Source organism: Pseudomonas sp. NBRC 111139, assembly GCF_001753955.1.
Taxonomy (GTDB): Bacteria; Pseudomonadota; Gammaproteobacteria; order Pseudomonadales; family Pseudomonadaceae; genus Aquipseudomonas; species Aquipseudomonas alloputida.
On sequence record NZ_BCBP01000017.1, the window covers coordinates 148606 to 162505 of the forward strand.

The 13900-nt window shown below is 64.7% G+C and carries 12 protein-coding genes; all 12 read left to right on the forward strand.

Annotated elements, in window-relative coordinates; genetic code table 11:
* Nucleotide 1 precedes the first annotated feature (1 nt).
* The 12 genes from BJQ17_RS03430 to BJQ17_RS03485 all read left to right on the forward strand — a co-directional run bounded on the left by BJQ17_RS03430 (nucleotide 2) and on the right by BJQ17_RS03485 (nucleotide 13856).
* The gene (locus BJQ17_RS03430; protein WP_003253989.1) at nucleotides 2-1066 is read left to right on the forward strand and encodes a branched-chain amino acid ABC transporter permease; all 1065 of its coding nucleotides are present in this window, start codon (nucleotides 2-4) and stop codon (nucleotides 1064-1066) included.
* Between the two features lie 78 nt (nucleotides 1067-1144).
* Entirely contained in the window at nucleotides 1145-2485 is a 1341-nt protein-coding gene (locus BJQ17_RS03435; RefSeq protein ID WP_060538311.1) for an ABC transporter substrate-binding protein, read from the forward strand.
* Nucleotides 2486-2544: 59 nt separating this feature from the next.
* On the forward strand, nucleotides 2545-3879 hold the full coding sequence (locus BJQ17_RS03440) for an ABC transporter substrate-binding protein (protein WP_003253987.1): 1335 nt from the start codon (nucleotides 2545-2547) through the stop codon (nucleotides 3877-3879).
* Nucleotides 3880-3995: 116 nt separating this feature from the next.
* A complete protein-coding gene (locus BJQ17_RS03445) occupies nucleotides 3996-4772 on the forward strand; it encodes an ABC transporter ATP-binding protein (RefSeq protein ID WP_003253986.1) in 777 nt (258 codons plus the stop codon).
* A gap of 283 nt (nucleotides 4773-5055) precedes the next feature.
* Nucleotides 5056-6405: an OprD family porin gene (locus tag BJQ17_RS03450; RefSeq protein ID WP_064614761.1), complete on the forward strand. Its 1350-nt coding sequence runs from the start codon at nucleotides 5056-5058 to the stop codon at nucleotides 6403-6405.
* Nucleotides 6406-6750: 345 nt separating this feature from the next.
* Nucleotides 6751-7983, forward strand: a complete 1233-nt coding sequence (locus BJQ17_RS03455) for an SfnB family sulfur acquisition oxidoreductase (protein WP_003253983.1) — start codon at nucleotides 6751-6753, stop codon at nucleotides 7981-7983.
* A 9-nt stretch (nucleotides 7984-7992) separates the two neighbouring features.
* Nucleotides 7993-8379: a hypothetical protein gene (locus BJQ17_RS03460; RefSeq protein ID WP_003253982.1), complete on the forward strand. Its 387-nt coding sequence runs from the start codon at nucleotides 7993-7995 to the stop codon at nucleotides 8377-8379.
* The gene (locus tag BJQ17_RS03465) at nucleotides 8376-9347 is read left to right on the forward strand and encodes a sugar ABC transporter substrate-binding protein (protein WP_003253981.1); all 972 of its coding nucleotides are present in this window, start codon (nucleotides 8376-8378) and stop codon (nucleotides 9345-9347) included. Before BJQ17_RS03460 ends, BJQ17_RS03465 begins: the two co-directional genes overlap by 4 nt.
* Complete coding sequence (locus BJQ17_RS03470) at nucleotides 9344-10372, forward strand: sugar ABC transporter substrate-binding protein (protein ID WP_070095529.1); 1029 nt, start codon at nucleotides 9344-9346, stop codon at nucleotides 10370-10372. The genes BJQ17_RS03465 and BJQ17_RS03470 overlap by 4 nt, the downstream gene beginning before the upstream one ends.
* Nucleotides 10369-11907 carry a sugar ABC transporter ATP-binding protein gene (locus BJQ17_RS03475; protein WP_003253979.1) on the forward strand — a complete coding sequence of 513 codons (1539 nt, stop codon included), beginning with the start codon at nucleotides 10369-10371 and terminating at the stop codon, nucleotides 11905-11907. The genes BJQ17_RS03470 and BJQ17_RS03475 overlap by 4 nt, the downstream gene beginning before the upstream one ends.
* Nucleotides 11891-12868, forward strand: coding sequence for an ABC transporter permease (locus BJQ17_RS03480; protein ID WP_060538308.1), 978 nt, complete (start codon nucleotides 11891-11893; stop codon nucleotides 12866-12868). The genes BJQ17_RS03475 and BJQ17_RS03480 overlap by 17 nt, the downstream gene beginning before the upstream one ends.
* A 1-nt stretch (nucleotide 12869) precedes the next feature.
* On the forward strand, nucleotides 12870-13856 hold the full coding sequence (locus tag BJQ17_RS03485; protein WP_003253977.1) for an ABC transporter permease: 987 nt from the start codon (nucleotides 12870-12872) through the stop codon (nucleotides 13854-13856).
* Nucleotides 13857-13900: the final 44 nt, after the last annotated feature.

Genomic DNA, 13900 nt, shown 5'->3' on the forward strand with positions numbered 1-13900 from the left:
AATGACCGCTACCGTTTCACGCTTGGGCGCCGGCTTCGACGAGGCGCCGCTGACCCTGGTGCGCCGTCGCTGGCCAGTGGGCCTGCCGTTGTTGCTGCTGGTGGCCTTCGTCGGCTTGCCCTGGCTGGGCAACGACTACTGGCTCAACGCGATCCTGATTCCCTTCCTGGTGCTGTCGCTGGCCGGGCTGGGGCTGAACTTGCTGACCGGCTACACCGGGCAGACCTCGGTCGGTGCCGCCGGCTTTATGGCGGTGGGCGCCTTCGCCACCTACGGCCTGCTGCTGCGTGTGCCTGGGCTCCCGTTGCCGCTGGCGCTGATCGGCGGCGGGCTGATTGCCGGCCTGGTCGGCTTGCTGTTCGGCATACCCAGTTCGCGGATCAAGGGTTTCTACCTGATGGTCACCACGCTGGCTGCGCAGTTCTTCCTCGAATGGGTGTTCGCCAAGTTTCCCTGGTTCTACAACCATGCCTCGTCCGGCACCATCAGCGCACCGCGCCTGGAGTTGTTCGGCCACAGCCTGGCCTCGCCGGTAGGTCGCTACCTGCTGACCCTGAGCTGTGTGGTGCTGCTGACCTGGGTCGCGGTCAACCTGGTGCGCAGCCAGGTCGGGCGCAACTGGATGGCGATCCGCGACATGGACACCGCCGCCTCGGTGATCGGCATTCCGGTGGAGCGCTACAAACGCCTGGCCTTTGCCGTCAGCTCTTTCTACCTGGGCATCGCCGGGGCGCTCTGGGCCTTCGCCTACCTGGGCACGTCCAGTGCCGGCAGCTTCGATATCAACCGCTCGTTCCAGATCCTCTTCATCATCATCATCGGTGGCATGGGCAGCATCGCCGGCAATTTCATCGGCGCGGCTTTCATCAGCCTCACACCGATTCTGCTCAGCCATGCCGGGCAGTGGCTGTTCGGCGGCAACGTCGATGCCGGGCAATTGCAGAACCTGCAGAAGATCCTCTTCGGCAGCCTGATCATCTGGTTTCTGATCAAGGAGCCGGAAGGCCTGGTGCGCCTGCTCGGCGACCTGCGCGAACGCATCAGGGTCTGGCCGCTGCGATTCTGAGCACGACCGCCTCTTTCCATGAACCTTGACCCGACCGCGGGAAAGGAGGTTTTCACCCCAGCACAAGAAGTTCACACCATGCGCAAACCCTTGCATCGTCACCTGCTCGTCAGCCTCTTTGTGCTCGGCGCCCAGGCCCTGTCTCCGGTCGTCACCCAGGCCGCCGACAACCAGCAGTTCATTCCCATGGCCACCTACCGGGTCGGCGCCTATGCCTCCAGCGGGATTCCCTGGTGGGCCGGAGAGATCGACTACTTCCGTTACATCAACGAGGTGGAAGGCGGCATCAACGGCGTCAAGCTGGTCTGGCAGGAGTGCGAGACCGAGTGGAACGTCGACCGTATCGTCGAGTGCTACGAGCGCTACAAAGATGGCAAGGATGGCGCGCCGACGGCGTTCTTCTTCACCCACAGCACGCCGGGCTCCTATGCGCTGATGGAGAAGGGCGCGGCCGACCGCATCCCGCTGATCGATGGTGCCGGCGGGCGCACCGAGTCTACCGACGGCAGCGTGTTCCCCTATGCCTTCCCACTGCTGCTGAACTACTACGGGCAGGCCTCGGTGGGCATCAACTACATCGCCGAGCGCGAGGGCGGCTTCGACAAGCTCAAGGGCAAGAAGATCGTCACCGTCTACCACGACTCGGCGTATGGCCGGGAAACCCAAGCGCCGATGAAGCTGCTGGCGGAAACATACGGCTTCGAGAACATCCAGATCCCGGTGGCCGATCCGGGCAATGAGCAGTCGGCGCAGTGGCGCCAGGTGCGGCAGATCAAGCCAGATTGGGTGTTCCTGCGTACCTGGGGCGTGTCCACTCCGGTTGGCATAAAGACGGCCGCACGCTTCGGCATCCCGGTGGAGCGCATCATCGGCGACGTCTGGGCCGGCTCCGAGGCCGACGTGCTCCCAGCCGGCACGGCGGCCAAGGGCTACCAGGCCCTGGCGCCGTTCCCCGGTGGCGACGGTTTCGAGATTCACCAGCGCCTGCGCCAGCACATCCTCGATGTTGGCAAGAGCGACCTGAAGGATAAGCGCTACTTCGGCAAGGTGTACTACAACATCGGCCTGATCAATGCCGCGATTGCCGTCGAGGCGCTGCGCACCGCCCAGGGCAAGTTTGGCAACCGCCCGCTCAATGGTGAGGAAGCGCGCTGGGGCTTCGAGCACCTGAATATCGACGCCGCGCGCCTCAAGGCCAGTGGCTTCGAAGGGCTGCTGCCACCGCTGCAGCTGTCCTGCTCTGATCACGAGGGCGGTGGTGCGGCCCGCGTTCAGCAGTGGGACGGCGAGAAATGGGTGCTGGTGACCGACTGGATCCAGGCTGACCGCACCACCTTGCGTCCGCTGATCGAGGCCAAGTCCGCCGCCTATGCCCAGGAGAAGGGCATCACCCCGCGTAATTGCGCCAACGAGCAATAAACCCCCATGACCTGCGCCCGGCCACCGTCGCGTGGGCCGGGCGCCTGAGGAGAAAGACCATGCATGCAACGCTCAAACGCGGTGTCGCCGCCTTTGGCCTGGCGCTCGCGAGCTACGCCGCGATGCCGTCGGCGGCCCAGGCGGCCAATGAACAATTCTTCCCGCTAGCCACCTACCGAGTCGGTGCCTATGCCTCCAGCGGCATTCCGGTGTGGGCCGGGATGATCGACTACCTGCGCTACATCAACGACGTCGAAGGCGGCATCAATGGCGTCAAGCTGGTCTGGCAGGAGTGTGAGACCGAGTGGACGGCGGAGAAGGGCATCGAGTGCTACGAGCGCTTCAAGAACGGCCTCAATGGCGCTCCGGTAGCGGTCTACCAGCCCAATGGTGCGCCGGCTGCCTATGCCCTGGCGGACAAGGCCGAGGCCGACCGGATCCCGCTGATCACCCTCGGCTATGGTCGTACCGAGGCCACCGATGGCCGCGTCTTTCCCTACAACTTCCCGGTGATGCTGACCTTCTACAGCGAGGCTTCGGCATTCATCAACTACGTGGCCGAGCGCGAGGGTGGGCTGGACAAGCTCAAGGGCAAGAAGATCGCCACCGTCTACCACGACTCCGCCTATGGCCGGGAAACCCAGGGGCCGCTGAAGCTGCTGGCGGAGAAGTACGGCTTCGAGAACATCCAGATTCCCGTCGCCGACCCGGGTAACGAGCAGGCCTCGCAGTGGCGCCAGGTGCGCCAGCTCAAGCCGGACTGGGTATTCCTGCGGACCTGGGGCGTGTCCACCCCGGTGGCGATCAAGACTGCGGCGCGCTTCGGCTTTCCGGTCGATCGCATCGTTGGCGACATCTGGGCCAGCTCCAATGAAGACGTGCTGCCGGCCGGCGAGGCGGGCAAGGGTTATCTGGCCCTGACGCCCTATCCGGGCGGTGCCGACTTCGACATCCACCAGCGCATCAAGGCACACATCCTCGACAAGGGCAAGAGCGACCTCAAGGATCCGAAGAGCTTCGGCAGCGTCTACTACAACTCCGGCCTGGTGAATGCCGCCATCGCCGTTGAGGCGATCCGCGCCGCGCAGAAGCACTTCGGAGCGCGGCCGCTCAATGGCGAGGAAGGTCGCTGGGGCTTGGAACACCTCGATCTCGACGATGCGCGGCTCAAGGCGATCGGTTTCCTGGGGCTGATGCAGCCGCTGAAGCTGTCGTGCAGCGACCACGAGGGGGGCGGTGCCGTCAAGGTGCAGCAGTGGGATGGCCAGCAGTGGAAGCTGATCACCGATTGGGTGCAGGCCGATCATGTCACCCTGCGCCCCCTGATTGACGCCAAGGCTGCCGAGTACGCGAAAGAGAAAGGCGTGACCCCCCGTGCGTGTGACGCGCCGTGAACGCTCGCTTTTCACCTGTGGCAGGGGCTTTAGCCGCGACCGGCACGGGCAACGCATTTCAAGGCTGTGGGGCGGCAGGCGCCGCCCGCTGAACGACGACCAGAGGGCAACAATCCATGACCAGTGCGACTCTTCCAGCCGCCGTCAGCAGCGAGCTGCTGGCAGTGGAGGACATCGAAGTGATCTACGACGGCGCAATCCTCGCCGTGGCCGGTGTATCCCTGCGGGTCGGGCAGGGCGATATCGTCGCCTTGCTAGGCGCCAACGGTGCTGGCAAGAGCACCACACTCAAGGCTATTTCCGGCCTGGTGCAGGCCGACCGGGCGCAGGTCAGCCGTGGCCATATCCGCTTCCAGGGGCAGGACACCGCCGGTGTCGCGGCCAACCTGCTGGCACGCCAGGGTATCGTCCATGTGCTGGAAGGACGGCATGTGTTCGCCCACCTGACCATCGAGGAAAACCTGCGCAGTGGCGGCTTCCTGCGTAACCCGACGCGGCGCCAACTGGAGCAGGATCTGGAGCGCATCTATGCCTGGTTCCCGCGCTTGAAGACCAAGCGCAAGACTCAGGCTGGGCTGACTTCCGGCGGTGAGCAGCAGATGCTCGCCATCGGCCGCGCGCTGATGACCAAACCGCGCCTGGTGCTGCTCGACGAGCCCTCGATGGGCTTGGCGCCGATCCTCGTCGAGGAGATCTTCGCCATCGTCGCCCAGCTCAATGCGCAGGAGGGCGTGAGCTTTCTGGTGGCCGAGCAGAACATCAACGTTGCCCTGCGCCATGCTAGCCATGCCTACATCCTGGAGAACGGCCGGGTGGTGGGTGAGGGCAGTGCTGCCGAGCTGGCCGCGCGGGAAGATATTCAGCATTTCTACCTGGGCGGCAAGGCTGACTGAGCGGTGGCGACGGCTGTGGAACGCTGTGGTCATACCGCCTTTTACTGAGTAGGTGATGTTCCATTCAACGCGGCCCAGGCCGCGTTTTTTTGTCCTGACGAAAGCGCTGTGGCGCCGGCAACAGCAGTTGTGCAGATTGCTCCGCAGACGGTGCATCATAGTGTTGAGTAGATTGTTCAAGTGATTGAATAACAATGATTTTTTCTGTTGGCATGGTTGTTGGAACAACTGGATTTGCAGCGCCTGGAAAGGCGCCTACCTCGTCATTCCAAGGATCACTGCCATGCGCTCTACCGCTTGCTACAGAACAGCTCTTTCTCTGGCCATCCTGCTGGCCGGCCCCGCGTTTGCCGACAGCGATGATGAAGGCTTCATCGACGGCACGCAGATCCATGTGCTCAACCGCAACTTCTTCTTCAGCCAGGACTATCGCAACGGCGACTTCACCCTCAACCCCAACAAGGGTGAGCGGCAGAGCCTGCATCGTGAATGGGGCCACGGCATCATCGCCAATCTGCAATCCGGTTTCACCCGTGGCACTGTCGGCTTCGGCGTGGATGTGCAGGGGCTGGTCGGGCTCAAGCTCGATGGCGGCAATGGGGCAGTCGGCAATGGTGTCGGCGTGCCCGGCATCGTGTCGCGCTCGGGGAGCAACTTCGATGGCGAGCCCAAGGACAGCTACGGCAAGGTTGGCGCCGCGCTCAAGGTGCGCGCCTTCGACACCGAACTGCGCTATGGCGACGTCAGCCCGACCAGCCCGGTGCTGCACGCCAGCGACATTCGCCTGCTGCCGCAGACTCTGCGCGGCTTCATCTTCAACAACAACTCGCTGGATGGCCTGAGCCTGCAGGGCGGCAAGCTGGAGTCGAGCAGTGACCGCAACGCCAGCAACCACCGTGGTGATCTCGGCACCGTCTATGCCGGGCGTATCAAGGGCGCCAACGATGTGGTGTACCTGGGTGGCGATTACCTGTTCAACGACCAGCTCACCTTGCGCCTGCACAGCAGCCGCCTCGACGACGTATGGAACCAGTCGTTCTTCAGCGTCGACCATGTGCAGCCGCTGGGTAGCGAGCTGAGCCTGAAGACCGGCCTCAATTATTACCGCACCCGTGACAGCGGCCAGGCGCTGGCCGGCCAGATCGACAACGACTCATGGAGCGTGCATGCCGGTCTGGCTGCCGGCGCTCATGGCTTCAAGCTGTCCTACACACGCATCGATGGCGACACGCCGTTCGACTACGTGTGGAACACCTATGACCTGCAACTGGATGCCGCCTCGCAGGTTTCCGACTTCAACAACCCCAATGAGCGAGCCTGGGAAGCCCGTTACGACTATGACTTCGCCACGCTTGGCGTGCCTGGGCTGAGCCTGACGGCCCGCTACGTGCGCGGTACCGACATCGACGGTACGCGCGCGGGGGGCGCTTACAGCTACTTCAATGGTACCGAGGACGGCCGCCACTGGGAGCGCAACCTGTGGCTGAAGTACGTGCTGCAGAGTGGGCCGGCCAAGGACCTCTCGTTCAACCTGATGCAGGCCACCCACCGCGTCGGTGGCGATCACGTCGCCGAGTCCAACGTCGACGAACTGCGCCTGATCGTCCAGTACCCGCTGGATATCAGCCTCTGAGAACCTGCTCACGATCTCGCGAGATAACGCCATGCAACACCGATGGCGGCCCCGCAAAAACAGGCGAGGCGCGGTCGGAGTCGCGCTCGACTTCATCCGCTGTAAATGAGCAGTCCGACCACGCTGGCGCTCCAGCCTTTTTTAACGCAGGAGGGCCGACGCGCAGCAGGTCGTGAACAGGTCTGAGGCAAGTGTCCGCCCGGCAACAGCCAATCCACAGTTTGCCGCCACAGGTGCTTTTCCAATTATCTGGATTGCGCATCAAGTCATTGAATATGAAGGATTTTCCAGGTTGGTACGGGCTGTGCAGTAGCCCTGGAGAATCCATCACGCTTGGAGCAACACATGACTCAGTCACAACCCGCCGATCTGCGCGAGCAGGTCAGCTCGGCGCCTCGGCGCCCGGCACAGATCATCCGTAGCGACGCCGAAGCCATCGAGGTGGCGCAGCGCTTGGCCGAGGATTTTGCCCGTGAGGCAGCCTGGCGTGATCGCGAGCGGCGCCTGCCCTGGGAGGAACTGGATCGCTTCTCCGAAAGCGGTCTGTGGGCAATCAGCGTGCCCAAGGCGCACGGCGGCGCCGGGGTATCTTATGTCACCCTCAGCGAGGTGATCGCGACCATCTCCGCCGCCGATTCATCGCTCGGCCAGTTGCCGCAGAACCACTTTGGTGTGCTCAGCAACCTCGGCCTGACCGGCAGCGAGGCGCAGAAGCGCCGCTACTACGCCAAGGTGCTGCAAGGCTACCGTTTCGGTAACGCCTTTTCCGAAGCGCGCAGCCAGTACGTCACCACCTTCCAGACGCAGATCCGCTTCGACGGCGACAGCGCCGTGCTCGATGGCGAGAAGGCCTACTGCACGGGGGCGCTGTTCGCCCACATCGTCCCGGTCGCGGGTGTCGACGAGGAGGGCCGCCCGCACATCGCCTTCGTGCCACGCGATGCAGCTGGCCTGACGGTGATCGACAGTTGGGATGGCTTCGGCCAGCGCATCACAGCCAGCGGCCAGGTGCGTATCGAAGGCGTGCGGGTGCCAGCGAGCGAGGTGATACCGGCCTGGAAGGCCTACGACCAGCCAACCGCTGATGGCCCGATCTCGCAGATCATCCAGGCCGCCGTGGACACCGGCATCGCCCGTGGCGCCTTTGCCGAAACCCTGCGCGTGGCGCGTCAGGCACGCCCCTGGGTCGACAGCGGCTTGCAGCACGGCTGGCAGGATCCACTTGGCCAGGCGCTAATCGGCGAGCTGGCCTGGCGCCTGCAGGCGGCCGAGGCGATCTTGCAGCGCGCTGCCGAGGCGGTCGATCGCGCCGTCGCCGAGCCTGGCGAAGAGCACGTTGCTGAAGCCTCAGTGGTGGTCGGCCAGGCCAAGGTGCTGTCTACCGAGATTTCCCTTGAGGCGTCCAGTCGCCTGCTGGAGCTGGGCGGCACGCGCAGCGTCTCGGCCAGCCAGGGGCTGGACCGCTTCTGGCGCAATGCGCGCACCCACACGCTGCATGACCCGGTGCGCTGGAAGTACCACCTGGTCGGCAATCAACTGCTCAACGGCATCAAGCCGCAACGTCATTCCTGGAACTGAGGTCACGCCATGTCCAACACCCATTCCCAAGGCCGGGGTGACCTGGCCCACGCCCGTCATGTCGAGGCAGCTCTGCTTGACTACCTGCGCGGGCAGAGTGCTCGCCATGAAGCGCTGGTCATCGCTGCAGTCGGCGAGTTGCGCATCCGTATCGACGCCGCCGACGCGTTGCTGGCACGCGCCGACGCCTCGCAGTCGGCCGCCATCGCTTTTCGTTTGGGCGCCGCCGAGGCCGCGCGCCTGGCCGCGCAGACGCATTTCGAACTGGTGGGCAGTAGTCTGCCGCGTCCACAGCCGGGCAGCGCCGAACCGGCACTGCCCACTCAACGGCGACTGCTCGGCGACCACTACCTCAACGGCGCCGCCTTGGCAGATCAGCAAAGGGTGCAAGCATGAGTCGAATCCTGACGTTGCTCACCGCCCTGGTGCTGGCATTGGCGGGCGGCCTGACACAAGCCGAGGAGGAGGGCGAGGCCGTGCCGTCGCTGGCCGGCAAGCGCATTGCCGTGAGCATGACTGGCACCAGTCATTACTTCGACATCAAGGCGTTCCAGGCGCAGGTCAATGAGATCAAGCGCCTGGGCGGCACGCCGATCACCCTCGACGCCGGGCGCAACGACCGCAATCTGGTCACACAACTGAACACGGTGGTCACGCAAAAGCCCGATGCGGTGATTCAGACCCTCGGCACCCTGAGCGTGATCGACCCCTGGCTCAAGCGCATCCAGGCAGCAGGCATCCCGCTGTTCACCATTGATGTGCCATCACAGTACAGCCTCAACAACACCACCTCGGACAACGTCGCGGCCGGCCGCGCGTTGGCCGAACAGCTGGTGCGCGACACCGGCGGCAAGGGCCGCATCCTGGTGTTCAACGGCTTCTACGGGGTGCCGGTCTGTGCGATCCGCTACGACGAGTTGAAGAAGGTACTGGCCGATCATCCGCAATTGCAGATCGTCCAGCCGGAGCTGCGTGATGTGATTCCCAACACCGTGCAGGACGCCCGCAGCCAGATCGCCGCGCTCCTGAACAAGTACCCCAAGGGCGATATCGCCGCCATCTGGTCGGCCTGGGACATCCCTCAGCTCGGCGCCAGCCAGGCGCTGATCGACGCCGGGCGCAGTGAGATCCGCACCTATGGTGTGGACGGCACGCCGGAGGTACTGGAGCTGCTCGCCCCTGACAACTCGCCCATCGGCGCGGTGGTTGCGCAGCAGCCCGACCTGATTGGCCGCACCGCCGTGCGCAACGTTGCCCGCTACCTGGCCGGCCAGCGTGATCTGCCGAAGGAAACCCATGTCGCCGCGCTATTGACGACCCGCGACAACCTGGCTCAGGTCAAGCACCTGCGAGGTGACCAATGAGGGACAACGACTGCTCCGGCATTTCCCGGCGCGGCCTGCTCGGCGCGTCTTCGGCGATGCTCGCTCTCGGGCTTGCCGCACCATTGACCCGCACCATGGCGGCTGGAGCCGACAGCGGTGCCGAGGCCAGTGCCACAGTGCCTTCGCTCAAGGGCAAGCGCATCGCCATCAGCACCGTGGGCACCAGCATCTACTTCGACAGCCGGGCCTTCAAGGTGCAGGTCGAGGAGGTACAGCGCCTGGGCGGCACGCCGATCACCCTGGATGCCGGGCGCAACGACAAGGCCATGGTGACCCAGTTGCAGAATCTGGTGACGCAGAAGCCCGATGCAGTGATTCACACCCTCGGCACGCTGAGCATCATCGAGCCCTGGTTCAAGCGCATCAGCGCCGCCGGCATCCCGCTGTTCACCATCGAGGTGCCGTCGCAGTACGCGGTCAATACGATTTCCGCAGACAACTGGAGCACGGGTTTGCTGCTGGCCAAGCAGTTGGTGGCCGATCTGCGCGGCAAGGGCAGGGTGCTGCTGTTCAATGGCTTCTATGGCGTGCCGAGCTGCGGCATTCGCTATGACCAGTTGAAGCTGGTGAGCAAGTTCTACCCGCAGATCGAGTTCATCCAGCCGGAGTTGCGCGACGTGATTCCCAACACCGTGCAGGATGCCCGCAGTCAGGTTGCCGCCTTGCTCAACAAGTACCCCAAGGGTGAGCTCGACGCGATCTGGGCGGCCTGGGATCTGCCGCAGCTCGGTGCCAGCCAGGCGCTGATCGAAGCCGGGCGCAATGAAGTGCGCACCTATGGCGTCGACGGTACGCCCGAGGTGCTGGAACTGCTGCGCCAGCCCGGTAGCCCGGTGGCTGCAGTGGTGGCGCAGCAGCCTGCGTTGATTGGCCGGACGGCGGTGCATAACGTCGCCCGCTACCTGGCCGGCGAGCACGATCTGCCGCCCGAAACCTTCGTCGAGACCCTGCTGACCACGGCGGGCAACGTCGATGACGTCAAACGCATTCGAGGCGACGCATGAGTACGCCGGTGCTGGAGCTGCGTGGCATCGTCAAGACCTTCGGTGCCACCCGGGCGCTCGACGGCGCCAGCCTGCGGGTGGCGGCGGGCAGCGTGCACGGTCTGGTGGGCGAGAACGGCGCCGGCAAGTCTACGCTGATCAAGGTGCTGGCCGGCATCCACCGCCCGGACGCCGGCAGCCTGCTGCTCGACGGCCAGCCGCACGGGCATTTCAGCCCGCGCCAGGTGGAGCGCCTGGGCATTGGCTTCATCCACCAGGAACGCTTGTTGCCGGCCCGTTTCACCGTGGGTGAAGCCTTGTTCTTCGGCCACGAACGGCGATTCGGGCCCTTGCTCGATCGCCGCTCCCAGCAGCGCGAGGCCGCGCGTCTGCTGGACGACTACTTCGGCCTGCGACTGCCGGCGAATGCGCTGATCGGTGAACTGAGCAGCGCCGAGCAACAGATGGTGCAGATCGTCCGCGCGCTGCTGATCAAACCGCGTGTGCTGGTGTTCGACGAACCCAGCGTGGCCCTGGTGCAGCGTGAGGTGGAGCGTTTGCTGCGGATCGTCCAGCGCCTGCGTGACGATGGCCTGGCGATCGTCTACATCTCCCATTACCTGCAGGAAATCGAGGCCCTGTGCGACCGCGTGACGGTACTGCGCAACGGTCGCGATGTCGCTGAAGTCTCCCCGCGCAACACGTCGCTGGAGCAGATCACCCGCCTGATGGTCAACCGCGAAGTCGGCGAGCTGTACCCCAAGGTAGCGGTGCCTGCCGGTGCGCTGTTGCTCGACGTGCGCGGGCTGGGTCGGGCACGGGCCTACCAGGGCATCGACCTGCAGGTGCGCCGTGGCGAGATCGTCGGCCTCACCGGGCTGGTGGGCTCGGGCGCCAAGGAGTTGCTACGCAGCCTGTTCGGCCTGGCGCCACCGGACAGCGGCGAGGTGCGCCTGGACGGGCAACCGTTGTCCTTGCGCAGCCCGCGCGAGGCTGTCGCCCAGGGCGTCGCGCTGATGCCCGAGGAGCGCCGTCGGCAAGGCGTGGCGCTCGACCTGAGCGTGCAGGAGAACACCACCCTGGCGGCACTGTCGCGCTTCGTCCGCCTGGGGCTGCTGTCGCCGGCGCGCGAGCGGCATACCACCCTGGAGCTGATCGAGCGCCTAAGGATCAAGGCCCCTGGCGCGCATGCCAAGGTGCGTCAGCTCAGCGGCGGGAATCAGCAGAAGGTGGCGCTGGCCAAGTGGTTCGCGCGATGTTCCAGCCTGTACCTGCTGGACGAGCCCAGCGTTGGCATCGATGTTGGCGCCAAGGTGGAGATCTATCGGCTGATCGGTGAACTGGTGAAGGAGGGCGCCGGGGTGTTGATCCTCTCGTCCGACCTGCCGGAGTTGATCGGCCTCTGCGACCGCATTCATGTCATGCACCGCGGCGCCATCGCCGCACGTTTCGCCGCTGGCGAGGCGAACAGTGACCGCCTGCTGGCGGTGGCTACTGGCGCGCAACGCGCGCAGAACGAGGAACGACCTTTCTATGCCTATGCCATTGCTATCTGATGCCTTCCACCCGCGATTCGCGCAGTGGCTGCTGCGCCGTGGCGCGCTGCTGGCCTTCGCCGCGATCCTGTTGGCCTTCGCCCTCAGTGCGCCGAACTTCCTCACCCCGAGCAACCTGGTCAATGTGCTGGCCCAGTCGGCGATCCTCGGCAGCCTTGCCTTTGGCCTGACCACGGTGATCATCGGCGGCGGCTCGAACGTGGTGTCCGGTGGGCTTGATCTGTCGCTGGCGGCCAACCTCGGGTTGTCCGCTGCGGTCTATGCCAGCCTGAACAACGCCGGTTTCGGCGATGTTGTCAGCATCGCCGCGACGCTTGGCACTGGCCTGGCCATCGGCACGCTGAATGCGCTGGTGGTGGTCGGTTTCCGTTTGCCGCCGCTGCTGGCAACCCTGGCCACGATGAACCTGGTGGCCGGGCTGGAACTGGTGCTGACCGAAAACACCGTCCTGCCCAGCACTTCGCCGTTGCTGGAAGGGCTGGCCTTCGGTAGTTGGCTCGGCGTGCCAGCCCTGGCCTGGGTGCTGCTGGCGGTCGGTGGCGTGCTGATCGTGTTGATGCAGTACACGCCATTCGGCCTGCGCCTGTACGCCATCGGCGAATACCCGGAGGCGGCTAATGCCGCTGGGCTGTCGGTGCGTGGCTACGTGTTCGCCAGCTACCTGATCAGCGGTCTGTGCGGCAGCCTGGCCGCGTTTTGTTCGGCGGCCTGGTTCAGCGGCAGCACCACCGGTTCCGGCGAGATGCTGTTGTCGGTGGTGGCCATTGCTTTTCTTGGGGTGATCTTCTCCCAGCGTCTGCAGCCGAGCATCGGCGGCACGCTGCTGGCAACGTTGCTGGTCGGGGTGCTGATCAACGGCTTCCAGCTTCTGAATATTTCCAGCTTCTGGGTCGACGGCGTGCAGGGTGTCCTGATCCTGCTGGTGGTGGCCCTGTCCGGTTTGCGCAACAAGGAGGCCTGAGATGTCCGATTCGTTATCCGCCCCGCAGCCTGCCGGTCTGACCGGGCTCTCTGGCCGGGCGTTGCTGCGCCTGGTCATGCCGACGCTGTTCGCCGCCGTTCTACTGTTCTTTGCGTTGAAGGCACCCGGCTTTCTCACCGTCGGCAACCTGTCCAGCCTGTTATTGAACAATTTCGTGCTGCTGGCCATCGTCGCCATCGGCATGACCTACGCCATCGCTGCGGGTGGCATCGACCTGTCAGTCGGCACTGCGCTGGACTTCTCGGCGCTGACCTTCGTCCTGCTGCTCAATGCCGGCTTCGGGCTCTATGTCGCGATTCCCGGTGGGCTGCTGGCTGGCAGCCTGGCCGGGTTGTTCAATGCCGGGCTGATCGCCGGGCTGCGTATTTCCCCTTTTCTGGCCACCCTTGGCACGCTGTTCATTGGCAGCAGCGTGCAAAAGCTGCTTTCCGATGGCGGACAACCGATCTACCTGGAGGCGCAGGTGCGCAGCGGCTTGGCCAGTGAGCGCTTGCTCGGCGTGCCGCTACCCTTGCTGCTGGTGGCACTGTTGGCGCTGGTGTATGGCGTGGTATTGGCGCGTGGCCGCTTAGGCCGGGAGATCATCGTCCTTGGCAGCCAGCCACTGGTGGCGCGTTATTCGGGCCTGGCGCAGCGACGTATCGCTGCCCTGGTGTTCATCGCCAGTGCCTTTGCCAGCGCGCTGGCGGGCATCCTGCTGCCGGCCACGGTGAACGCCTACGCGCCGATGTCCGGCAATGCCTTCCTGATGAATGCCATCGGTGCGGTCTTCATCGGTGCCACGCTGAGCCTGCACAACCGGGTCAACGTACCCGGTACACTGCTCGGTGTGCTATTTCTCAACGTCACGGCCAACGGTCTGCTGCTGATCGGCTGGAATTTCTTCTGGCAGCAGGTGGCCACCGGCGTTCTGATTCTCTCGGTTCTGCTGTTCAGTTTTGCCAGTCGGCGGCTCGGCGCTGGCTAGTTCTGGCGTTCCGGGCGAAACGCCAGTGCCGTGACGAGGCCTGG